General features: G+C 58.2%; 21 protein-coding genes and 1 tRNA gene. 14 read left to right on the top strand and 8 right to left on the bottom strand.

Annotated elements, in window-relative coordinates:
- Nucleotides 1-4 precede the first annotated feature (4 nt).
- Nucleotides 5-364, bottom strand: a complete 360-nt coding sequence (locus ACTRWH_RS15020) for a hypothetical protein (protein ID WP_075194949.1) — start codon at nt 362-364, stop codon at nt 5-7.
- 249 nt (nt 365-613) lie between these two features.
- Here ACTRWH_RS15020 and ACTRWH_RS15025 point away from each other — a divergent pair, with 249 nt between their 5' ends.
- Nucleotides 614-1,492 carry a sugar nucleotide-binding protein gene (locus ACTRWH_RS15025; protein ID WP_085681533.1) on the top strand — a complete coding sequence of 293 codons (879 nt, stop codon included), beginning with the start codon at nt 614-616 and terminating at the stop codon, nt 1,490-1,492.
- Nucleotides 1,493-1,505: 13 nt separating this feature from the next.
- On the opposite strand, the gene fabB is transcribed toward ACTRWH_RS15025, so the two are convergent.
- The gene (fabB, locus tag ACTRWH_RS15030; RefSeq protein ID WP_428399207.1) at nt 1,506-2,714 is read right to left on the bottom strand and encodes a beta-ketoacyl-ACP synthase I; all 1,209 of its coding nucleotides are present in this window, start codon (nt 2,712-2,714) and stop codon (nt 1,506-1,508) included.
- Nucleotides 2,715-2,932: 218 nt separating this feature from the next.
- Here fabB and ACTRWH_RS15035 point away from each other — a divergent pair, with 218 nt between their 5' ends.
- Nucleotides 2,933-3,457, top strand: coding sequence for an Mpo1 family 2-hydroxy fatty acid dioxygenase (locus tag ACTRWH_RS15035; protein WP_091644382.1), 525 nt, complete (start codon nt 2,933-2,935; stop codon nt 3,455-3,457).
- A 40-nt stretch (nt 3,458-3,497) separates the two neighbouring features.
- Nucleotides 3,498-4,319, top strand: coding sequence for a helix-turn-helix transcriptional regulator (locus tag ACTRWH_RS15040; RefSeq protein ID WP_227664938.1), 822 nt, complete (start codon nt 3,498-3,500; stop codon nt 4,317-4,319).
- Here the strand turns inward: ACTRWH_RS15040 and ylqF are convergent.
- Nucleotides 4,292-5,179, bottom strand: coding sequence for a ribosome biogenesis GTPase YlqF (gene ylqF, locus ACTRWH_RS15045; RefSeq protein WP_041333456.1), 888 nt, complete (start codon nt 5,177-5,179; stop codon nt 4,292-4,294). The genes ACTRWH_RS15040 and ylqF overlap by 28 nt on opposite strands.
- Before the next feature lie 220 nt (nt 5,180-5,399).
- On the opposite strand from ylqF, the gene ACTRWH_RS15050 reads away from it, so the two are divergent.
- The gene (locus ACTRWH_RS15050) at nt 5,400-5,840 is read left to right on the top strand and encodes a Spy/CpxP family protein refolding chaperone (RefSeq protein WP_036203929.1); all 441 of its coding nucleotides are present in this window, start codon (nt 5,400-5,402) and stop codon (nt 5,838-5,840) included.
- A 166-nt stretch (nt 5,841-6,006) separates the two neighbouring features.
- On the opposite strand, the gene ACTRWH_RS15055 is transcribed toward ACTRWH_RS15050, so the two are convergent.
- The 3 genes from ACTRWH_RS15055 to ACTRWH_RS15065 form a co-directional block, all read right to left on the bottom strand.
- A complete protein-coding gene (locus ACTRWH_RS15055; RefSeq protein ID WP_462826549.1) occupies nt 6,007-8,493 on the bottom strand; it encodes an MMPL family transporter in 2,487 nt (828 codons plus the stop codon).
- Nucleotides 8,494-8,596: 103 nt separating this feature from the next.
- The gene (gene lipA / locus ACTRWH_RS15060) at nt 8,597-9,643 is read right to left on the bottom strand and encodes a lipoyl synthase (RefSeq protein WP_228210440.1); all 1,047 of its coding nucleotides are present in this window, start codon (nt 9,641-9,643) and stop codon (nt 8,597-8,599) included.
- 140 nt (nt 9,644-9,783) lie between these two features.
- Nucleotides 9,784-11,061: an O-acetylhomoserine aminocarboxypropyltransferase/cysteine synthase family protein gene (locus tag ACTRWH_RS15065; protein WP_085681528.1), complete on the bottom strand. Its 1,278-nt coding sequence runs from the start codon at nt 11,059-11,061 to the stop codon at nt 9,784-9,786.
- 145 nt (nt 11,062-11,206) lie between these two features.
- Between ACTRWH_RS15065 and ACTRWH_RS15070 the strand changes: the two genes are divergently transcribed.
- From ACTRWH_RS15070 to ACTRWH_RS15100, 7 genes are all read left to right on the top strand, one after another.
- Entirely contained in the window at nt 11,207-12,949 is a 1,743-nt protein-coding gene (locus ACTRWH_RS15070) for a peptide ABC transporter substrate-binding protein (RefSeq protein WP_085681527.1), read from the top strand.
- An 8-nt stretch (nt 12,950-12,957) separates the two neighbouring features.
- On the top strand, nt 12,958-13,878 hold the full coding sequence (gene oppB / locus ACTRWH_RS15075) for an oligopeptide ABC transporter permease OppB (RefSeq protein ID WP_085681526.1): 921 nt from the start codon (nt 12,958-12,960) through the stop codon (nt 13,876-13,878).
- Nucleotides 13,878-14,810: an oligopeptide ABC transporter permease OppC gene (gene oppC, locus ACTRWH_RS15080; protein ID WP_087148987.1), complete on the top strand. Its 933-nt coding sequence runs from the start codon at nt 13,878-13,880 to the stop codon at nt 14,808-14,810. The genes oppB and oppC overlap by 1 nt, the downstream gene beginning before the upstream one ends.
- Nucleotides 14,811-14,829: 19 nt before the next feature.
- Nucleotides 14,830-15,798, top strand: coding sequence for an oligopeptide/dipeptide ABC transporter ATP-binding protein (locus ACTRWH_RS15085; protein ID WP_036203948.1), 969 nt, complete (start codon nt 14,830-14,832; stop codon nt 15,796-15,798).
- Nucleotides 15,795-16,799 carry an oligopeptide/dipeptide ABC transporter ATP-binding protein gene (locus ACTRWH_RS15090; protein WP_462826550.1) on the top strand — a complete coding sequence of 335 codons (1,005 nt, stop codon included), beginning with the start codon at nt 15,795-15,797 and terminating at the stop codon, nt 16,797-16,799. Before ACTRWH_RS15085 ends, ACTRWH_RS15090 begins: the two co-directional genes overlap by 4 nt.
- A 104-nt stretch (nt 16,800-16,903) precedes the next feature.
- Nucleotides 16,904-17,341: a VOC family protein gene (locus ACTRWH_RS15095; protein WP_075194957.1), complete on the top strand. Its 438-nt coding sequence runs from the start codon at nt 16,904-16,906 to the stop codon at nt 17,339-17,341.
- Nucleotides 17,342-17,537: 196 nt separating this feature from the next.
- Nucleotides 17,538-18,149, top strand: a complete 612-nt coding sequence (locus tag ACTRWH_RS15100) for a type 2 periplasmic-binding domain-containing protein (RefSeq protein WP_227517789.1) — start codon at nt 17,538-17,540, stop codon at nt 18,147-18,149.
- Here ACTRWH_RS15100 and ACTRWH_RS15105 read toward each other — a convergent pair.
- Nucleotides 18,142-18,567 (bottom strand): PACE efflux transporter, encoded by a 426-nt coding sequence (locus ACTRWH_RS15105; RefSeq protein WP_462826551.1) that lies wholly within the window; start codon nt 18,565-18,567, stop codon nt 18,142-18,144. The genes ACTRWH_RS15100 and ACTRWH_RS15105 overlap by 8 nt on opposite strands.
- A gap of 111 nt (nt 18,568-18,678) precedes the next feature.
- Nucleotides 18,679-18,755 (bottom strand) — tRNA-Met (locus ACTRWH_RS15110).
- A gap of 278 nt (nt 18,756-19,033) precedes the next feature.
- Here ACTRWH_RS15110 and ACTRWH_RS15115 point away from each other — a divergent pair.
- The 3 genes from ACTRWH_RS15115 (at nt 19,034) to ACTRWH_RS15125 (ending at nt 22,779) form a co-directional block, all read left to right on the top strand.
- Nucleotides 19,034-19,627 (top strand): sigma-70 family RNA polymerase sigma factor, encoded by a 594-nt coding sequence (locus ACTRWH_RS15115; RefSeq protein WP_085681524.1) that lies wholly within the window; start codon nt 19,034-19,036, stop codon nt 19,625-19,627.
- Between the two features lie 39 nt (nt 19,628-19,666).
- Nucleotides 19,667-21,331 (top strand): multidrug ABC transporter permease/ATP-binding protein, encoded by a 1,665-nt coding sequence (locus tag ACTRWH_RS15120; RefSeq protein WP_085681523.1) that lies wholly within the window; start codon nt 19,667-19,669, stop codon nt 21,329-21,331.
- Nucleotides 21,332-21,465: 134 nt separating this feature from the next.
- Nucleotides 21,466-22,779: a lysine N(6)-hydroxylase/L-ornithine N(5)-oxygenase family protein gene (locus tag ACTRWH_RS15125; RefSeq protein WP_085681522.1), complete on the top strand. Its 1,314-nt coding sequence runs from the start codon at nt 21,466-21,468 to the stop codon at nt 22,777-22,779.
- The last annotated feature ends 62 nt before the right edge of the window (nt 22,780-22,841 follow it).

Raw genomic sequence — 22,841 nt, forward strand, 5'->3', positions numbered from 1 at the left:
GTGATCAGGAAGCGGGTTCCGGCTCGTGGATGATTTCCTCGATGAAGTCGAGAATCGCGGCCAGGCTGCGGTCGTCCAGTTTCTTCAGGACTTTGTGGACGACCATCTTGCTGCCTTTGAGCATGCTGCCGATGCCCATTCTGGCCATACCCATCAGCATGCTGCTGGCATTCAGCCGGCGCAGGGGTTCCAGGAAAAAGAAATCCAGACCGTTGTCGGTCATCTCGACAATCAGTTCGAACAGTTTGTCGATGGCTATCTTGTCCGCCTTTCCCCGCTCCCGGAGCTCATTGACGGTATAAAGTGCGCGGGTGCGGAGCTCATCCGGGATGGGGGCAACGATATGGCTTTGTTGTTTCAGCATGTAGGATCCTGTTGTTGTATGCTCGTCAGGTCTGCTCAGTACTCCGACACGTATTCTATGGGGTGTACACCGCGTGCCATTGGCTCGAACGGTATCGGGTGCCCGTCATATCAGTGATATCCCGTGCACGCGTTCCAACAAGCTATGGGAACGATTACAGTGTGGTAAAGACTTACAGCAGCATACCGATAAAGTGGCAACGGTATTGTTACCCGTTGCGAAGATAGAAACCGGAGGCGATGAGCGCTCGTGCACGTTCTTGTTGTTCATGATTATGGCCCATTGGGGCGGGTATTGCTGGAGCGTTTAAGGAATACCTCGCTCCATGTCAGCCCGTTGCTGATCAGCGAGCTTGAAACCGCGGATCTTTCGGCGCTGGAAGGCTGGGTTCCCGACGACACTGACTTGATCGTGAACGCGCTTTGGCTTGCGGACCCTGAAAGTGCGGAAAAGAACCCCGAGTTGGCCCACAAGGCGTCGTTTTCGTTGCCTGTGGCACTGGCTGAGCACGCCTGTGAGCACAATATCGCGTTGTTGCAGTTGTCGTCTTCCTACGTGTTCGACGGCCGAAAGCAGAGTGCCTATATTGCCTCCAATCCCGGTCAGCCCTGTAACGAGCTGGGTAACTGGCAGTGGGAATGCGAACAGGCGCTGAGAACGTTGTTGCCGCGGCATATCATTCTGAGGACGGGCTGGAGCCTGGGGCGCTTTGTCCGCAAGGTGCAGTCCGTTGCCGCAGGGTCCGACACCATCAAGTTACCCGGTAAATGCCGTGGCCAACCCGTGACCGTCAGTGATCTTGCCAGGGTGATTACCGCGATTGTCCAGCAGATAGACTGTGGTGCGGAGGTGTGGGGCACCTATCAGTACGCCGGTGCGGAAGATATCTCGCTCTATGAGTTGGGGCTTGCAATCACCGGTTTGAGCGGCATTCCCGATGGTATCCGGGTGGTGGATGAAACGCCCGCATGGGCAACCCTGGAGCCCGCGAACGCCACCATGATCTGCACCAAGATCCGCAACACCTTTGGCGTCAAGCAGCTCCCGTGGCGTTCGGGGTTGGCCGAGGAGCTGGAGCTACTGTCCCTGAACGGCGGCAAGGAACTCACGGACGAGCCCACAAGCTAGGCTCGTCAGGAAGTCAGACTTTTCCGAATACCAGCGAGGCATTGGTGCCGCCGAACCCGAAGCTGTTGGACATCACTGTATTCAGTGGCGCCGCTTTGGAATCAGGCCCCACAACCGGCATTCCGGCAATGGTGTCATCCAGGTTTGTCAGGTTTTTAGTGCCCGCAATAAATCCGTTCTGCAGCATGATCAGGGAATAGATCGCTTCATGAACACCCGATGCGCCCAAAGAGTGGCCGGATAGCGACTTTGTGGACGAAATCTGCGGCACTTTATCACCGAAGACGTTCCGTACCGCCTTCATCTCCGCCACATCGCCCACCGGCGTGCTGGTGCCGTGTGCATTGATGTAATCCACCGGTGTCTCAACCGTGGACAGCGCCTGTTGCATGCAACGCATGGCGCCTTCGCCAGAGGGGGCGACCATGTCGTGTCCGTCGGACGTGGCGCCATAACCGGTCAGCTCGGCAATAATGGGGGCACCGCGCTTGAGGGCATGCTCAAGCTCTTCCATTACCACCATGCCGCCACCCCCTGCGATAACGAATCCATCACGACCGGCGTCGAAGGGTCTGGATGCGGTTTCCGGGGCATCGTTATACTTGGTGGACAAGGCGCCCATGGCGTCGAACAGCATGGTCAGGCTCCAGTCCTCTTCCTCGCCACCGCCAGCGAATACAATGTCCTGCTTGCCAGACTGGATCTGCTCCGCGGCGTGGCCAATACAGTGGGCGCTGGTGGCGCAGGCGGACGACATGGAGTAATTCACGCCGCGAATTTTGAAGGCAGTGGCCAGGCAGGCCGAGACGGTACTGGTCATGATCCGTGGCACCATGTAGGGCCCGATGCGTTTGACACCTTTTTCACGCATGATGTCGACGGCCTCGACCTGGCTGGCGCTGGACGCGCCGCCGGAGCCGGCAATCAGGCCGGTACGGTCATTGGAGACCAGATCGTCTGTCAATCGTGAGGACGCAATGGCCTGCTCCATGGCGAGGTAGCTGTACATCGCCGACTGGCCCATGAAGCGTCGGGTTTTACGGTCGATGACCGACGTATCCACATCAACAGAACCTGCCACCTGGCTGCGGAAGCCCATGTCACGATAGGTTTCATTGAACCGGATGCCCGATTTGCCGGCCTTGAGGCTTTCCAGCACCGCATCCGTGGAGTTGCCGAGGCAGGAAACAATGCCCATTCCGGTAACTACAACCCGTCTCATACTTTCCTCCTTAGCAGGGCCTGCACCGCGAACCGGGCCGGTCCCCTCTGTCTCTGACTATAACCATCAGTCTAGGCGCTTTGGCGCTGCGGCGATATTTGACCTTGGTAAGGTGCAAGAAGAGGCCAGGCGAGCTGGCATAGCCGTTACGTACAAGGCGGCGATCATGGACGTTGGTAAGATGGCGTTTATCAACAATAACCCGAGGGAGATTCACCGTGCGTTCACTGTCTCAATTTCTGCATGACTACGGCGACAGCCATCAGAACACCGTCAACCAGTGGGTCCATATTGCCTGCGTTCCGGCAATCCTGATATCAACACTGGGATTGTTCTGGCTGATACCGGTAGGCAGTTGGCTTGGCCTTTCTGGCTCTGGGGCCTATTGGGTCAACGGCGCCACGATTCTCGCGGGCTTGTCGGGTATCGTCTATCTGCGTTTGTCGCTTTGGGTGTTCGTATTGATGGCGGGCTGGTTTGTACTGTCTTTGTGGGCCATACAGAGTGTGCTGGCCAGTGGTCTGTCCCTGTTCTGGACCAGTCTTGTGGTCTGGATCGTTGCCTGGGCGGTCCAGGTGGTCGGCCATAAAATTGAAGGCAAGAAGCCGTCGTTCGTGGAAGACCTTGTGTTCCTGCTGATCGGGCCGATCTTCGTTAGCATCGAGTTTGCGGCGAAGCTGGGCATACCGGTACCTTATGCCCAGGGTGGCCATGACGGTGGGCGCCAGCCTCAGAGTCACTGAACCAAGGCTGCTTGAGGTATGCTTGCAGGGAAATGCAGAGTTGAGTGACACCATGCAGGCACCGCCCTTCAAAACGCCAACGAGCGGTCAGGGCCACAAGGGCACCTTGTTTTTGTGGCAGGATCACTGGCAGGTACTCGGACAGTTGATGCCCAACCGCTCACACCGCCACATAAGCGCTTCCTTGCTGGTCGGGCTCGACAGTCCCTTTCGGCTGGCTGTGGACGGTGAATGGCGGGAAACCCGCGCCGCCATCGTAGCCCCTGACGTTCCCCAGGCACTGGAGCCTGGGGAGGCCAGAATCTGGAGCGTCCAGCTCGACCCCGACAGCGTTTACTGGCGGTCCCTGAAACCCGTTACGGCAGGCATGGCCTCCACGGATCTTTCGTTGACCGGTGTGGGTCTGCCTGATCCCGGGGAGACAGACTGCGAGGCCATGGCTTGCGCGCTGGCAAGCGTGATCTCTCAGAGCGGGCACGCGCCCGTTGCGCTGGACGACCGTATAGCGGGCATTTGCGGGAAGCTGAGGGCAGAACTGCCGGAACGCCTGGAACTGAACTCTCTGGCTCAAAGTGTCGGGCTGTCCTCGTCACGGCTGACGCATCTGTTTCGCCAGGAAACGGGCGTGCCGCTGCGCCGCTTTCTCCTGCACCTGAAGATCAACCGGGCATTGGCGTTCTGGAAACCGGGTATATCCGTCTCCCGGTTGGCGACAGAGGCCGGGTTCTACGACCAGCCCCATCTGGTTCGCACGGCACGTGATATGTTCGACGCACTGCCGTCCGCCTATGTGGCGGCGGGATGGTTCAACGTATGCCGTTGTGGTCTCGATGATCAGGCTTTGTCGGATTTCTCGCGTTGACGTTCAGCCTCTTCCCGGGCTTCCTGCTCGACCATGGCGGGCGTCTCCAGCGAAATTCGCCCGAGCTTCCCGGAGCGGAATTCGTTAAGCAGTATTTCCGACACCTTGTGCAGGTCCGGAACCCCACCTCTCCCCAGGAACCGTCGTTTTTCCGCGATGCCGTCCATCAGTGCCAGGCCGTCCCGGGGCCTTTCTTCAAACCCGTAGCGCGCCATTGCCAGTTCGGGATACGCGTCCAGCAGGTAATCCGCCTCGAATAACGCCACGTCCTCAAACTCAATCACCGCACTGCGAATGGCGCCACTAATAGCCAGGCGGTATCCGCAGGCTTCCGGAGACAGCTTGGGCCAGAGAAACCCCGGTGTGTCATAGAGCAGAACGTTGTCTGGCAGTTTGATGGCCTGCTGCGCCCGGGTCACTGCGGGCTCATTTCCAGTCTTGGCCGCCGGCCGGCCCGCCATGGTATTGATCAGCGTGGACTTCCCGACATTGGGGATGCCCAGGATCATCACCCGCAGCGCCCGTTTCTGGCGATCATGATCCGGCGTCATTTCACCGGCCAGTCGCAGGATGTCGAGGGCTTCCGCGCGCTGGTTGTGGGTCATGGTGATGGCCCGAACGCCACGTTCCTTTTCCAGCCAGCCGAGCCATTGTTCGGTAATGGCCGGGTCAGCCAGGTCTCGCTTGTTAAGCACCTTGATGACGGGCGTATCGCCGCGCAGGGCAGGGACCAGCGGATTTTCGCTGCTGAACGGCAGGCGCGCGTCCACGACCTCGATAATGAGATCCATCTGGGGCATTACCTTTTTGATTTCCTTGCGGGCCTTGTGCATGTGCCCTGGAAACCAGTTAATGGCCATGGTTGATACTCCTGAAGTGGCTGAACGGCGCCATTATGGACGGGAATGACTAAATTTTCACATTTCTCTCAACCCGCCCATGGTGGGAGCTGAGGCATGTGAGGGTGTGAAGTATGTACAAAAAGAAGGGGGTTCGGGGTGAAATACCCGGTTGTTTTGATTTAGGGTGTAGGGCTCGAAAACCCAAAGCGACTTAAATAATCGATTATTGGAGATTTCTATGAAGCTCGTGAAACTGTTCGGAATTGCCCTGATTGCTATCGGGCTGTCTTCTCCGGCGATGGCGCAGCAATCTGGCGGGCAGCCGGACCAGGTTGATCAGCTGGCTCAGATGGTTGGCTTGAGTGAAGACCAGCAGAAAGAAATTCGCGGCATCATTGAAGAGATGCAGGCTGAGATTCAGGAGCTTCAGGGCGAAGCCCAGCAACTGCAGCAGCAGATCCAGGCTCAGATCAAGCCGGATTACGACGAAGACGCGATTCGTGACAACGCCGAGAAGCTGGGTGATGTAACTGGCGAGATGACAGCAATGTCTACTCTGATGCAGGCCAAGGTGGATGCTGTGTTCACTCAGGAGCAGCGTGACGAGTTGAACAAGCGCATGCAGCAAATGCAGCAGCAGATGCAACAGCAGCGTCAGATGCAGCAGGGTATGCAGTAAACATCTGTTTTCCGGGTTAACCCCCGGAGCCCGAAAAAACCGCCTTTGCCTCTGGCTTGGGCGGTTTTTTTGTGACTGTAGCCTGCTGGTTGGGAGTCAGGTCGCGGCGGGGCGGGCCTACATCGGTGCGACAATCACCAAATTGTGAAGGCTAGGAGAGTGTTACTCACAATTCAGCCCCGAACGGCTTAACCAGCACAATAAGCCGAGGCAACAACGTAAGCGCCCCCACCAGAGCCATAAACATGGCAAAGCCGGTGAACAACCCGAAGTAGATGGTCGGGATGAAATTCGACAGCACCAGGATCGAAAACCCGGTGATAATCGTCAGCGAGGTAAAGAACATCGCCTGCCCGATACTGCGGTGGCAGCGGTGCATGGTGGCGAGGTAGTCGCCGTCTTTCTCGAATTCCGTCTTGAAACGGTGGATGTAGTGAATGGTATCGTCCACTGCGATCCCCACCGTGATGGCCGCCACCGTAATCGTCATCATATCCAGCGGAATGCCCAGCCACCCCATCAGGCCCAGCACCGAACCCGCCGCGATCAGGTTCGGGGCCATGCCGATCAGCGCCAGCTTTATCGACCGGAACAGGATCAGGAACATCACCATGATGGCCAGGAAGACAATGCCGATGGTCTTGATCTGCGAATCGAACAGGCTTTGCAGCATGTTGTTGTACATCACCGTCATGCCCGTAAGCTTCACCTGATCGTCCTCAAAGCCCATTTCTTCGGTGAGGTGAGTGCGTATGCGGTCCAGCAATGCCTGCCGGCGCAGGTCAGGGGAAGTCTCCAGAATGCGGATACTGAAGCGGGCCTGGTCATGCTCTTCGCTGATGTAGGGGGTCAGAAGAATGTCCTTCAGACCGTCCGGCACCGCCGAGGGGACGAACGCCAGTTCCAGGGCATTCAGGGCCTCGCCACCGTTAACCTGGGCAAGGATGTCCAGGGTGGTGTCGATGGACATGACCTTGCCGGTCTCTGGCAGGCTGTCCAGGTAGTCGTGAACCTTACCCAGGCGGTCCATCTTCTGATAGGTGAACCAGGTGTCCCGGTATTCCTCGGCACCCTCGCAGTCCTCCACAAACGGATCGCAATCACTGGCAAAGGGGTCGCCGCCGGCTTCGCTTTCGGGTGGTTTCTCGTCTGTGATTACCACATCCAGTGGGGTCGTGCCTCCCAGACGCTCATCAATGGTGATCATGCCCTGGTGGATTTCGGTGCTGGACTTGAAGTAGTCGATGAAGCTGTTTTCCACCGTCAGGCGGTTTAGGCCGATGACGCAGAGCACCGCGAGGATGGCGGAGCCGACTAGTACGGTTTTGCCGTAGTGCTCGGTAAACCGCGCAAACCAATCGGTAAAGGGAATTCGGTTGGAGCGAACCCGGTCGTCCACCGGCGGTGGCAGCAGTGCCAGCAGGGCCGGGAAGATGATAAATGTGATGAGGAAGGCCACGGTCAGGCCGATGGTCATCATCCAGCCAAAATCGATCACCGGGCGGATACCGCTGAAGGTAAGCGAGCCGAAAGCAACAATGGTGGTGATGGCCATGTAGAAGCAGGGTTTGATCATCGCCAGCAAGGTGTGCCGCAGCGTATCCCGTGATTCGGCTTCAGGGTCGTCGTGCTGGAACTCCCGATAGCGAACGATCAGGTGGATGGTCAGCGAGAGGGTCATGATCAGCAGCAACGACACGAAATTGGATGAGATCACCGTGACTGGCCATTGCGCCCAGCTCAGATAGCCGATCACCAGCCACACCGTAAAGCTGCAGCACAACAGTGGTACCAGCACCCAGCGCCACTGGCGGAAAATGATTGCCAGGGTCAACAGCAGGAAGATCAGCACACCAACACCGAAGGTGGACAGGTCGTTCTGGATGAAACGGATCATGTCGGCAACAATCATGGGTACGCCGCCCAGGTAGATCTCGGCGCGGTCACGGTAGCTGTCGAGGATGTCCCTGACCCGTTTGATGGTGCGGTCCCTTTCCTCGCCCTGGGCCTCGGTGAACTCGATGAATGCCTGGCTGACGGTTTCCAGTCTTTGCTGTTCTTCTGCCGAGGCTTGGCCGCTCTGCACTTTATCCCGCAGCTCGTTGCGCTCCCGGAGCAGTTCAAAATAGCGCTCGGGAGTGGGCAGGTTCACCTGTATCGCAGTGGTGCGCGCGTCTTCGCTGATCAGCAGGTTCGGGTAGAGCGGATTGTTGAGTAGCGCTTTTTTGGCGGTGTCCGGCGCAACGTCATCCTCGTCAATGGTCTGGATTTCTGAGTCGACGGTGTCCAGGGTCAGGTCCGGGCTGTGGAGCAGGGGGACGTTGAGGATGCTGTTGGTGGAGCTGACATTCTCCAGGGCTGCGAGCTCATCTCGCAACGACGCCAGCAACGCCAGGCCCTCGTTGCTGAACAATTCCTGGTCCGGCGTGTAGGTGACAACGAGAAAATCGTCAGAGGTGGTGAAGCGGCGATTCACTTCCCGGTACTGCTCCAGGGAGCGATCATCCTCAAGAACCAGGGACTCGGCGGACGCATCCAGCCGGAACTGGTCCAGCCGCAGGCTGGCGATCAACAGCAGGGCGCCAAACAGCAGAAGTACCAGAACAGGACGGGGGAAAATCAGCCGGTCATAGAAAGATCGAAGCCAGGACATCGTAAGAATTACCCTACACAGTGAAAGCGAGTGCAGAGTGTGCCACAAACTGTCCGTCGACGGTGACCCTGTTTGGGGCCTACTCCAGGGAATCGAGCAGGGGTCAGTCTACCGCTTTGACCGGAATCTGCTGTGCGTTGGAGGAAGCAGGTACGTCTGGCACCGCAAGGCCCAGGTTATTCTTTTCGAACACACGATCGGCACGGTAGCTGGAGCGCACCATGGGGCCCGACGGCACTTCCATAAAGCCTTTCTCCAGGCCAATCTCCCGGTAACGGTTAAAGTCTTCCGGGGTCACGTACTGTTCTACCGGCAGGTGGTTCTGAGTGGGGCGCAGATACTGGCCCAGGGTCAGTATGTCGACGCCGATAGCCCGCAGGTCGTCCATGGTTTCGAGGATTTCCTCTTCGGTTTCACCGAGGCCCAGCATCAGGCTGGTCTTGGTGAGCACGTCCGGACGGTATTGCTTGGCGTGCGCCAGTACGCTGAGGGTTTTCTCGTAGCCGGCGCGGGGGTCCCGCACGCGGGTGGTCAGGCGCTTCACGGTTTCCACGTTCTGTGCGAAAACGTCCAGGCCGGAGTCCACGACCTTCTCAACGTGCGCCATGACGGCGTCAAAGTCAGGTGTCAGGGCTTCCACTGCGACATGGGGAGTGCACTGCTTGATGGCGGCCACGCAGGCTGCGTAGTGAGCGGCGCCGCCGTCGTCCAGATCGTCCCGGTCTACGGAGGTTAGTACGATATAGCGCAGGCCCATGAGTTCAACGGATTTCGCGGTATTTTCCGGTTCCTCATGGTCAAGCCAGCCTTTGGGATTGCCGGTATCAACGGCGCAGAAGCGGCAGGCGCGGGTGCACACGGAGCCCATCACCATAATGGTGGCGGTACCGTTGGCCCAGCATTCGCCGATGTTCGGGCAATGGGATTCCTGGCAGACCGTGCTCAGCCGGTGTTCGCTGACGTTCTTGCGCACCGCTTCATAGCGCTCGCCACCGGGCATGCGTGCACGCAGCCAGGACGGTTTACGCTGGGTTTTGGTGTCGATGATGCCCGAGCCCGAGCGCTTGATGCCATCCTTGATCGCTGAGAATCCATGTTCGTTGCGGAACTTTGAACCACTGGTGACGCGTGATTTGGCACTGTCGCTCATTACTGGGGGACTCTCTTCTCGGCGGCGGATAAAAGGCTTGGCTGACCCTAAAGGGTAATCTGCGCCGGCGGAGGATACAAGGCAGGTACGGACAATCACGGGGGTTCCGGGCACGACTTTCGTCGTACCCGGCAATTACATCAGGCGGTTGCTTTGTCCAGCGCCTGGCTGATATCGGCAATGATGTCATCCACGTGTTCGATGCCAATGGACAGGCGCACCAGATCCTCACTGACGCCCGCACTTGCCAGTTCCTCCGGATTGAGCTGCCGGTGTGTCGTTGTGGCGGGGTGACAGGCCAGGGATTTGGCATCACCAATGTTGACCAGGCGGTAGATCAGTTGCAGGGCATCGATGAATTTTGCGCCATTCTCAAGCCCGCCGGTGATGCCGAAACTGAGAATGCCTGACGCACGGCCGCCGCAGATTTTGTCGCAGGTGGCTTTGTAGGGGCTGTCGTCCAGGGTGGCATAGTTTACCCATTCCACCGACGGATGGTTTTTCAGGAAATTGGCTACTTTTTCGGCGTTTTCACAGTGTCTTTCCATGCGCAGGCCGAGTGTTTCAAGGCCCTGCATGATCAAAAAGGCATTGAACGGAGCCAGAGCGGCGCCGGTATTGCGCAGGGGAACCACGCGGCAGCGCCCGATGAAAGCCGCTGCGCCAAGGGCTTCGGTATAGACCACGCCGTGGTAGGACGGGTCCGGCTCGTTGAGCATAGGGAACTTCGCCTTGTTGGCGGCCCAGTCGAACTTCCCTGAGTCGACCACCACACCCGCTACGGTGGTGCCGTGGCCGCCGATGTATTTGGTCAGCGAGTGCACCACGATGTCTGCACCGTGTTCGAAGGGCCGGCACAGGAAAGGCGTTGCCACGGTGTTGTCGACGATCAGCGGTATGCCGTGTTTGTGGGCAATGTCCGCCCAGCGCTGGATATCAACCACATTGCCGGCCGGGTTGCCAATGGATTCGCAGAACAGGGCGCGGGTATTGTCATCAATGGCTTTCTCCACCGCGTCAAAATCATCGTGTCGTACCATGCGGCAGTTGATGCCCTGGTTCGGCAGCGAGTGGGCGAACAGATTGTAGGTGCCGCCATAGAGCTGGCCGGTGCTGACAATGTTATTCCCCACTTTGCAGATGGTCTGGAGCGAGTAAAGGATGGCCGCCATGCCCGAGGCTACTGCGAGCGCACCCACACCACCTTCAAGCTGCGCCATACGTTCCTCCAGTACGGCGTTGGTGGGGTTCATGATGCGCGTGTAGATGTTGCCCTGTACCTTCAGGTCAAACAGGTCCGCACCGTGTTGGGTGTCGTCGAACGTGTAGGAGGTGGTCTGGTAGATGGGCGTGGTCGCGGCGTTGGTTGTCGGATCGCCGTTGAAGCCAGCGTGAAGGGCGAGAGTTTCCGGTTTCATGGTTGAGCATCCCTTTTATCAAGCGTTGTTGTTGAGGTCGAACATCCCGATTGAGTATGCCACAGGCACAGGAACGTGAGCATTGTTTCATGTTGACCCTCATCGGCTTGTGACTTCCGTGTTTCCGCGCTAGGTTCGAACAGATATGACAGCCACAAACCTGCAAATAACAACAGGCATCACCAGCCGGAAAACGAGGCCCATCCATGGCTTGAAGACGAGGGCCGCCTTGGCCGTCCTGCTTTCCCTGTTTCTGATCGCTTGCAGTGATGATTATCCGGAAGATGACGGTGGGCGGGCCCCAGCCGGCGCTGATGTAAACGCTCCGAAAAGCCGTCTGCTGGAACATCCGGAAACCGGTGAGAGGCTGGCCGAAAGGCAGGTGCTTGTTCGTGGCAATGCCAGTGAACCTGCTTCCCTGGACCCCCAACTGGTCCAGGACAGCGTGGGTGGCGCCATCGTGGTTGACCTGTTTGAGGGGTTGACCCGCAGCGGCCCCAAAGGGGATACCGAACCGGCGATGGCGACGTCCTGGGCCTCCTCGAACAATAACCTGACCTGGACATTCCAGCTCCGTGAAGACGGCCGCTGGAGCGATGGCAGTCGCGTTACCGCCCAGGATTTCGTGTATGGATGGCGCCGGGCGGTCGACCCGGAGGTAGGCTCAAACTATGCGTATTACATCGAGTCTGCCGGGGTGGCCAATGCCGGCGAGATCATCGTAGGGGAAAAGGCACCGGATACGCTGGGTGTGCGCGCTGTCGACGACTTCACCTTCGAGGTGACCCTGGACGAGCCGATCACCTACCTTCCGGATATGACCGTCCACTACACGATGTTTCCTGCCCCCCGGCAGGCCATCGAGGCCCACGGCGAGGACTGGACCAGGCCTGGCAAGATGGTTTCCAACGGAGCCTATACGTTGAACGCCTGGCATATCGGCGAGAAGCTGGTGGCGGCTCGCAATCCCCGCTACTGGGGGGATGACAGCACCATCATCGACCGGGTGGTTTACCTGCCGATCGAATCTTCGTCCGCCGAGCTTCAGCGCTACGCCAGTGGCGAGCTGCACATGACCTCCACGGTGCCGGTGTCCCAGATGGCCCGGTTGAAAAAAGAGCGGCCCAAAGAGTTGGTGATGGTACCCAGCATGGCCACGTACATGTATGCGTTCAACGTCAACAGGCCGCCCTTTGACGACGTGAGAGTGCGTCGGGCGCTGACCTACGCCATTGACCGCAATATCATCGTCAGCTACATCACCCGGGGCAACCAGATGCCGGCATTCACACTGACACCGCCCTACGTCAGCGGTTTCGACTTCCGGCAGCCGGAGTACGCTACCTGGTCCCAGACCCGCCGCGACGAAGAGGCGCGCGAAGCCCTTGAGGAAGCCGGCTACAATGAAGACAACCCACTGGAATTCGAACTGCTCTACAACACCGACGAGAGCCACAAGGCGCTGGCCATCGTGGTCAGCCAGATGTGGAAAGAGAAGCTGGGGGCAAAGGTCACCATCAGCAATCTGGAGTGGAAAACCTTCCTCTCCGAGAAGCAGGCTGGCAACTATGGTATCGCCCGGTTTGGCTGGAAAGGGGATTACAACGAAGCCTCCACCTTCCTGACCCTGCTAACCAGCGACAGCGGTAATAACGACGGCGGCTGGAGCAATGAAACATACGACCAGTTGCTGCTGGATGCCCGTTCCAGCGACGACCCTAATCCCTACTATGTCAGGGCCGAGGAGATCCTGTGGCAGGCGTTTCCGGTGGTGCCGGTGTACTTCAACACCACGGTGGCGCTGGTGAGCCCGTCCCTGAAGGGCTATCCGGAGAAGAATCCCCGTAACATTGTTTACAGCAAGGATATGTACATCACTGCGGACTGAGGGAAGCCATGTTCAGTTTTATCATCAGGCGTCTGGCGGTAGCGGTACCAACCATTCTGGCGTTGATCACTGTCTCGTTCGTGCTGATGCACGCGGCACCTGGCGGCCCGTTTACCAACGAGCGTAATGTGCCGGAAGCGGTGATGGAAAACATCGAGGCCAAATACAACCTGGATAAGCCCCTGTGGCAGCAGTACCTCATTTACGTGGGCAACGTCGCCCAGGGCGACCTGGGGCCCTCGTTTCGTTATAAGGACTTCACGGTCAATGAGCTGATCGAATCCAGCTTTCCCCGGTCCGCCTACATCGGTGCCTGGTCTTTCCTGTTCGTGGTTGTGTTCGGGGTGGGGCTGGGGGTGGTTGCGGCCCTGAAACAGAACCGTTGGCCGGACTATACGGTGATGACCGCCGCCATGACCGGGGTGGTGTTCCCCAATTTCGTGATGGCGCCGTTGCTGGTGCTGCTGTTTGCCGTCACGTTGCGCTGGTTGCCTGCCGGCGGCTGGGAAGGCGGTCAGGTGGAATACATCGTGATGCCGATCATCGCCATGGCGACGTCCTACATTGCGCAGGTGGCGCGGATTACCCGTAGCAGCATGATAGAGACCATGCGCAGTCCGTTCATCCGCACCGCCCGAGCCAAGGGCATTCCCCGCCACAAGATCGTATTGCGCCATGCCCTCAAGCCCGCGTTGATTCCGGTGGTGTCGTACCTTGGGCCGGCTTTCGTGGGCATCATCACCGGTTCGGTGATCATTGATCAGGTATTTTCCACGGGCGGCATTGGCCAGCACTTCGTCAACGGTGCCATCAACCGGGACTACTCACTGATTCTCGGGGTCACCATTCTGGTGGGCGTACTGACCATCGTCTTTAACGCGGCGGTGGATATTCTCTATACCTGGCTGGACCCGAGGGTGCGTTACTGATGTTTTTCTCCGACAAACATGCGGGCATGGGCGAACTGGCGGACACCCTTGCGGAAGACGCCTACACCGAAGGCCGCAGCCTGTGGCGTGACGCGCGACGGCGTTTTATGAACCACCGTGCGGCGGTGGCTAGCCTGGTCGTGCTGGCACTGTTGCTGTTGTTCGCGGCCTTCGGCCAGTACCTGTCACCCTGGGATAACGAGTCCATCGACTGGGCCAGTTTGCCAAACCTGGATGAAGATGGCTTGCCCAGCCTGGCGAGCCAGCACTATTTCGGTCTTGATCCCATCGGCCGGGACCTCTACCAACGCACTGTGCAGGGCAGCCGTATTTCCCTCATGGTCGGCGTTCTCGGAGCGCTGACGGCGGTGGTCATCGGCACGCTTTATGGGGCCATTTCCGGTTACGTGGGTGGCCGTACCGACGCCATCATGATGCGGACGCTCGAAGTGCTCAGCGCCTTTCCCTTCATGTTCCTGGTGATCGTTCTGATGGCGGTGTTCGGGCGCAATGTACTGCTCATTTTCGTAGCCATCGGCGCGGTGAGCTGGCTGAATATGGCCCGGATTGTGCGGGGCCAGACCCTGAGCCTGAAGCGCAAGGAGTACATTGAGGCCGCCATGTCCGTCGGTGTGCATCCCTTCCTGATCGTGCTCCGCCACATCGTGCCCAATGTGCTGGGCGTGGTGATTGTTTATGCAACCCTGCTGGTGCCGGAGATGATCCTGTTCGAATCCTTTATCTCGTTCCTGGGGCTTGGGGTGTCGGAACCCTACACGTCATGGGGTGCGCTGATTTCCGAAGGCGCGGATGCCATGTGGACCGCGCCATGGACCCTGATTTTCCCGATGCTGATGCTGGTGCTCACCCTGTTCTGTTTCAATTTTCTCGGCGACGGGCTGCGGGATGCCCTTGACCCTAAAGACCGCTGAGCCGGCAGGAACTCGATCTATGGCAATGCTGGAAGTCAATAATCTCGAAGTGGCCTTCGATACACCGGATGGCACCTTGCAGGCAGTGAGGGGGCTCAGCTACCAGTTGGAGGCTGGGCAGACTCTGGGCATCGTGGGTGAGTCCGGCGCGGGTAAAAGCCAGGGGGTATTTGCGCTGATGGGCCTGCTCCCGGACAACGCCCGGGTCAATGGCGAGGTGATCTTTGAAGGCGAGCCACTGCTTAACTTGCCGGAAAAGCGGATGAATCAGATCCGTGCGGCCCGCATCGGTATGATTTTCCAGGACCCGATGACGTCCCTGAACCCGTTCATGAAAGTCAGCGACCAGCTCATCGAAGTGCTGGTGCAACACAAAGGCATCAGCCGCAAACAGGCTCTTCAGGAATCCCTGCAGATGCTGGAAGCGGTTCGTATCCCCGAGGCCCGCAACCGAATTCATTGTTACCCCCATGAATTCTCCGGGGGTATGCGTCAACGGGTCATGATCGCCATGTCCCTGTTGTGCCGGCCGCGCCTGCTGATTGCGGACGAACCCACCACCGCCCTGGATGTTACGGTACAGGCTCAGGTGATGGACTTGTTGCAGGAGCTGCAACAGGAATTCAATACCGCGATTATCCTGATCACCCACGACCTGGGCGTAGTGGCCGGCAGCTGCGACCAGACATTGGTGATGTACGGCGGCCAGATGATGGAGTTTGCTGCCACCCGGGACCTGTTCCGGGATCCCTCCCATCCCTATACCAAAGGCCTGATGGGCGCCATTCCGCGTATTGATGAGCAGATGGATGAACTGGTCACCATCCCCGGCAACCCGCCCAACCTGATGAACCTGCCGCCGGGCTGTCCATTCTGCGACCGTTGCCCCGTGGCGGAGCCGCGCTGCTATCACGAACTCGACCCACCGGAGCGATTCGGGGCAGAGCGGATTCGTGTATGCAATCTGCCAAGGGAGGCGATTCGATGAGCGAACAACAGCGCCTGCTGACGGTGGAAAACCTGCGGGTCACCTTCGACATCATGCCTCGCAACGCCTGGCCCTGGACCCGGCCGCAGCCACTAAAAGCGGTGAACAACGTCAGCTTCACCCTCAACGAGGGCGAAACCCTCGGCATCGTGGGTGAGTCCGGCTGCGGCAAGTCCACCCTGGCAAGGGCCATCATGGGCATGGTACCCAGCCAGGCGGGAAAGGTGGTGTGGTTGGGCGAGGACCTGCGGGGGCTCAACCTGAAACAACTGCGCAAGCGTCGCCAACGCCTGCAGATGGTGTTCCAGGACCCGCTTGCCTCTCTGTCGCCACGAATGACCGTCGGCGACATCATTGCTGAGCCCCTGCGTACCCACTACCCGGATATCAAGGGCGCCGAGCTAAGGGAGAAAGTGGATGCCATCATGGATCGCGTTGGCCTGCACCCTCACCAGAAAAACCGTTACCCCCACGAATTCTCCGGTGGCCAGTGCCAGCGGGTGGGCATTGCCCGGGCGTTGATACTGGAGCCGAAACTGATCATCTGCGACGAGCCCGTCTCCGCCCTCGATGTGTCGGTACAGGCTCAGGTGATTAATCTGCTCAAAAACCTGCAGCGGGACATGGGCCTGTCATTGATCTTCATTGCTCACGACCTGAGCGTGGTCAAACACATCAGTGACCGGGTGATGGTGCTGTACCTGGGCAATGTGGCCGAAAACGCCCCCCGTGCTGAACTGTTTGTCAACCCCCGGCACCCTTACACTCAGGCCCTGATGGCCGCGGTGCCGATCCCTGACCCGGAGAGGGAACGGGCCAAGCCCCCGGCGGAACTGGAAGGCGACCTGCCGTCGCCGATGAATCCCCCCAGCGGCTGCGTGTTTCGTACACGATGCCCGCTGGCGACGGACTATTGCAGTAGGGAAGTGCCGGCACTGGAAGACAAAACCGGGGCAGGGCATTGGGTGGCCTGTCACTACGTAGAACGACAGGAGTCGTAATAAAGTGTGGAAACGATGTCGAAATTCGCAATGGTGAACCGACAAGAAGGTAACAGGGCACTAACAACCTGTTTCTACCACCTACAATCTGGAGAGCGTGAACCATGACATCAATGATTTTTGTAAACCTGCCGGTAAAAGACCTCAATGCTTCCATGGCCTTCTACGAGGCGCTTGGTTTCAGGAACAACCCCCAGTTCACCGACGATACTGCCGCATGCATGGTCTGGAGCGAGGCCATTCACGTCATGTTGCTCACCCACGACAAATGGCGCACGTTTACTGACCGCCCAATTCCGCCGACCACCTCCAGCGAGGTGATGCTGGCCATCTCCTGCAGCAACCGCGAAGCCGTCGACGCGATGAATAACGCTGCCGCTGACAACGGCGGCGTTGCAGACATCAACCCGTTACAGGACCTGGGGTTCATGTATAACAGAAATCTCGCCGACCCGGACGGGCACGTATGGGAAGCCATGTGGATGGACCCGACAGCGATTCCCGGAGCCAATGACGAAGGCCAGGGAAGTGCCGGTGCTTGACGGCAAGACCAGGCCGGGCACTGGGTGGCCTGTCATTACGTGGAGCGCGATGAAAAATTGAACTAAGCTTGCGGTGTGAATGGATCTCCGTTGACGAGTCACTCTTATGGACAGGAAGTCTGCGCGCTATCAGCCTCTACTAATCGCCCTCCTCGCGATCGCTATGCCCTTGAATCTTTCGCACGCGCAGGAACCAGTGCGCGTCGGAATTGCTGCTGGGATAGAGCGGGAAATAACGGTTTCGGAGGGAGCGTTGGAGGGGCGCTTTTCCGGTTTCTATCGGTGCGTGTTCGAACGGGTTCCCGGGGATTTTCAGTTCGTTGAAATGCCTTTGGCCCAGCTGCTTTACCAACTGCGAAAGGGCGGTGTTGCGGTAGGCCTTCCCCTGGTCCAGACCTCTGAACGGGACCGCTACGCTGATTTCGGTGGGCGACTCTTCCAGACAGAGTACGTTTACCTGTTTCTGGAAGAGATGCCTCCCCTCAACCAGACGGCTGGCCTCACCTACGCGTTCGTCAGGAAGTTCGTCGGGGATCAACTGGTTCAAGGCGAAAACGCAAAGATTCTACACGTCTCCGAATGGCGCCAGGCAGTCTACCTGCTCAAGTTGGGCCGGGCAGATGTTGTGGTCATTCCCTGGGTGCTCGTGGACAAGTTTATGGACAATTATGAGGGCGATTATTTTGTGCGTAGGGCGGCCTGGGTAGACCTTTCCCTATACGTTTCCCATGAGCATGGGAATGGCCAGTTGACGGAAGAGCTGCGCAAGGCCATTCGATGGTGCCGGTATCGAAACGATCTCAACTGAGGCAGGCGTCGTCATCAGGAAACACCGTGTCGTAACACCAGGTGAAAACGAACGCATACACCAGATAAAAGACCACGAAGGCGATGTCGACGATCAGTGCCTCAACCAGCCCAATGCCCATCCACCAGGCGATGACCGGAAGGAAGGTTATCATCAGGCCCAGTTCAAAGCTGAGCGCATGAAATAACCGCATCTTCAGTGACTTACGAGTAGAGCCGGTAAGCCGTTTCAGGCCGTGATCGAACATGAGATTGAAGAGGTAGTTCCAGCCGGTTGCCATGGTTGCACCTATGGCAGCCAGGACGCTGGTTTTGTCGAGCTCGAAGCCAAACACAAGTGCGGCTAATGGGATGGCGATAAGCAGGCCGATGATCTCGAACGAGACGGCCTGACGGATTCTGTCTTTAGTGGTTCTCATGGAAATTCAGGAACAATGGAGGCGGGTCGTCCCGCGTTCAATTCCCGGGAAGGGCGGGGGCGTCCCCGAAACGAAAAAAGGTCACGACGTGAGTCGCGACCTTTTAAATTCTGGTAGCAAGGGGCGGAGTCGAACCGCCGACCCCGGCATTATGAGTGCCGTGCTCTAACCAACTGAGCTACCTTGCCGTCACTTCACCAATGGAAGCGGCGCGTATCTTATGGTTGGGGGTGTGGGCTGTCAAGAGCCTAGCCTGCACCGCGACTCTTTTTTTACCTGCCTCTGGCATTTATCGCCTGAAAACATCTATATAAACAATGATCTAAACGAGTCGGCTGTAAAGCATGGTTTTCGCCTCATTCCGTGATTGTTGCCGGTTGTTCATTTTCAGGCCTTGAATCCCAAATGTTAATGATGGTTAAATGCAAATGATTGTCATTCATCAGTTACCCAGGGACGGCTTGCTATGAGTTCTTTCAGGCACGAATTGGATCAACAGGCTCGCAATCTGTCCGACCTAAGATCCGTTGATGTTACCGGAGCGCCCAATTGGGAGAGGCGCCTTGTAGCGGCCTACCAGCAGCATCGAAAACCCCTGGTGGACACTGCTCAATATCTCCTTGGGTGCAGGGCAAAGGCTGAGGATGTGGTACAGGATGCGTTCCTGAAAGTGTGGGACCAGGGATTCGCCGACAATGTCAGGGACGAAGGCCGTTTTCTTCACCGGGTGGTGCGTAACCTCGCCATCGATCGTCTTCGCCGGCTGGCCCTGGAAAACCGCTTCGCAGCCTGCGATGTCGATGTGGAGGAGGAAGCCGGTGTGCTTTCGGCTTCACCAGAACGGCAGTTGGCTGGAACCCGGGCACTGCACCATGCGCTGTCTTCCCTCGCAGAGCTGCCTGCTCGTGTACAGAAGGTGTTAATGCTTACCCGAGTTGAAGGTCTGACCCAGAGGGAGGTGGCTCTCGCCATTGGGGTCTCTCCCACATTGGTCAACTTCATGCTGAAGGATGCGCTGGCTCATTGCCGTGGCAGCCTGGACCAATCCTATCCGTTTTAATCCAAGCCTTTCTCATTCGCGAATTGGGGACTGTTGTTCATGAGACTGATCCGTCTGGTATTTAGTCACAACCCGGGGGCGCTGACTGTCGCGCTTTTGCTGAGCGTTGTGAGTGCGCTTTTGAGTGTCGGGGTGGTGGCGTTTATTAACGAGCGCCTGGTGTCTGCGACAGAAGGCGGGGCAGGTCTGCTTTGGCAGTTTATGGGCCTGCTGGTGGTACTGCTGATCATCGCCTCCTACGCCCAGATATTGTTGACGGCGCTTGGTCATCGGTTTGTCTACGGATTGCGGCGGTCGATGGTCAAGCGGGTTCTTGATACCGGAATCGAGCGCCTGGAAGAGATTGGTGGGGCGAATATCCTGGCCAGTCTGTCCAGCGATATCCGTAATATCACCCTGGCATTTGTCAATCTGCCTCAGCTGATATACGGCCTTGGCCTGAGTGTCGCAGCGTTCGCGTACCTGGCCTACCTGTCACTGCCGCTGTTTGTCATGACGTTGCTCTGGATGACGTTCACCATTGGTGTGGGGTGGGTGCTGATCAGGGCCCTGAGTCACCATCTCCAGCAGCTTCGCGAATCTGAAGATCGCATTTATCAGGACTACGAGGCGGCTATTGAAGGGCGCAAAGAGCTGAGCCTCAACCGTGACCGTGCTCGCCGTTACTACGACGACGAGTTTGATCTGAGCGCAGAAACCTATCGCAGCCATGTCACGCTGGCGGACCGCTATCACAGCATCGCCAGCAACTGGGCCAACATCATGGTGCTCGGCACCATTGGCCTCGTGTTCTATCTGGTCAATGGCCTGGGGTGGGCAGCGGCCTCCGTGGCGCCTACCTATGCCCTGACCATTCTTTTCATGCGTACCCCTCTGGTTTCTGCCGTGGCGGCGTTGCCCGCGTTGCTGTCGGCTCGGGTCTCGCTCGACAAGCTCGATACCCTGGCGCTGGCGGAGTATCAGCCCGGCTTCCAGGATATGAGCCGTGATCCGACGGGTGAATGGCAGGAACTGCAGTTGCATGCGGTGCGGTATCGCTATCCGGCCCAGCATGGTGAGCAGGGGTTCGACGTGGGGCCGGTCACCCTGACGATCCGTCGTGGCGAAACCCTCTTCCTGGTCGGTGGTAATGGCAGCGGTAAGTCCACTCTGGCCCGTTTGCTGTCTGGTCTTTATCTGCCGCACCAGGGCGAGATCCAGATCGACGGCCAGCCCCTGCGACCGGAGGATTGGAGCAGCTATCGCCGCCTGTTTGGTTCCGTGTTTACCGACTTCTTTCTGTTTGACCAGCTCATCGCCCAGCAGGGTCAGAACGCAGACCCGGCGGACGTGAATTACTGGCTTGGACGCCTCCGCATGGAGGACAAGGTGAAGGTGGCCGGCAGCCGTCTGCAGGATACCCGGCTTTCCCAGGGGCAGCGAAAGCGGCTGGCGCTGTTGCTGGCTTTGCTGGAAAAGCGGGACATCCTGCTGCTGGATGAATGGGCCGCCGACCAGGACCCGGTTTTCCGCCGGTTGTTTTACCAGGAGCTGCTACCGGAGATGAAAGCGCAGGGCAAAACCATTTTCGCCATTACCCACGACGACCGTTATTTCCACCACGCGGACCGGCTGCTGAAGATGGACAGTGGCCGACTGGTCGAGTTGTCAGCCGAGGATCGCCAGCAGTCACGCCATGACGCCTTGCAGATGATCGGAGAGTGACTTTTTCCAGCCAGGCCTAAACATCCGGCGTTCCAGTTCGTCTGTATGTAAATGAGAATTATTTGCTTTTTTGGCTGAGTATCGACAGGCCTTCAGGCAATGTTTTCGCAATCCATTATTACGGGAGAACGGTGATGAGCCACATGCATGATTTTCTTGGCGTCGGTTTTGGCCCGTCGAATCTGGCGCTGGCAATAGCGACACAGGAGTACGCTGAGGGCGGGTCTTCGCCCGATGCCTGTTTTCTGGAGCGCAAGCCAGAATTCAACTGGCATGAAGGTATGCTGATTGACGGCTCCACCATGCAGATTTCGTTTCTCAAGGATCTGGCCACCCTGCGGAACCCGCAAAGCCGCTTTACCTTCATCAACTACCTGAAGGAGCAGGGGCGGCTCGAAGATTTCATCAACATCCAGACGTTCTTCCCCGCGCGGGAGGAATACAACGATTACCTGCAGTGGGCTGCCAGTCACTTTGACGATCAGGTGCACTACGGTCGCGAGGTAGAGGGTGTTGAGCCTTTCCTGAAAGACGGCCGGTTGATCGGGTTTGACGTGCTCTCCCGAACCGCAGGGGGCGAGCTTGAAAGCCGCAGGGCCCGTAACCTGGTACTTGGTATGGGCGGTGCGCCTCAGGTTCCTGCTGCGTTTGAAGGAATAACCGACCCGCGCATCGTGCATTCGTCGCAGTATCGGGGGCGCATTGACACCCTGCTTTCCGACCAGGGTCGCAAGGCGCGGATTGCCGTGGTCGGGGGCGGCCAGAGTGCGGCGGAGATCTTCGAAGACCTTACCCAGCGATTCCCCCAGGTGGATGCGTCCATGATTCTGCGTGGAACCGCTCTGAAGCCCTCGGATGACAGCCCGTTCGTCAATGAAATCTTTAACCCGTCGTTTATCGACCAGATCTATCAGCAACCCGAGTCGCGACGCTTGCAACTGCTTGAAGAGTTCCGCAACACCAACTACGCGGTGGTCGACCTTGAGCTGATCGAGCGCATCTTCCAGATCTTCTATCTCCAGAAGCTGCGGGGAGAGGAGCGACACCAAATGTTGACCCGCCGGGATGTTGCCCGGGTTGACGTGGGTGACGGTGAGCTGCGCCTGACCCTGCACGACCTGGCTACCGACAGCCAGCAGGAACTGGGATTTGATGCTGTCATCCTGGCCACCGGTTACCGCCGGAATCAGCACCACGAACTGCTGGCGGGGCTGGGTGGCCACCTGGAAAACCTCACGCCTGACCGTCGGTACTGTCTCAACCTGCGGGACAGCGATGCCCGGATTTATCTCCAGGGCTGCTGCGAGACCACGCACGGCCTGAGCGACACGCTGTTGTCCGTACTCGCTGTTCGGTCACGGGAAGTGCTCGAGTCGATTCTCGAAGGTCGGGACCGCGGGCACTCCGCCGTTGCTGATCGCAAAGCTCACGCCGCCCCCATGGTGTGATGGCCTGAGGGAAACCGCGGGGAGCAAGTCCTCGCGGTAATGTGTTCTGAAATCATGCAGGT

It is taken from the genome of Marinobacter sp. G5_S1_61_S3 (genome assembly GCF_054968585.1).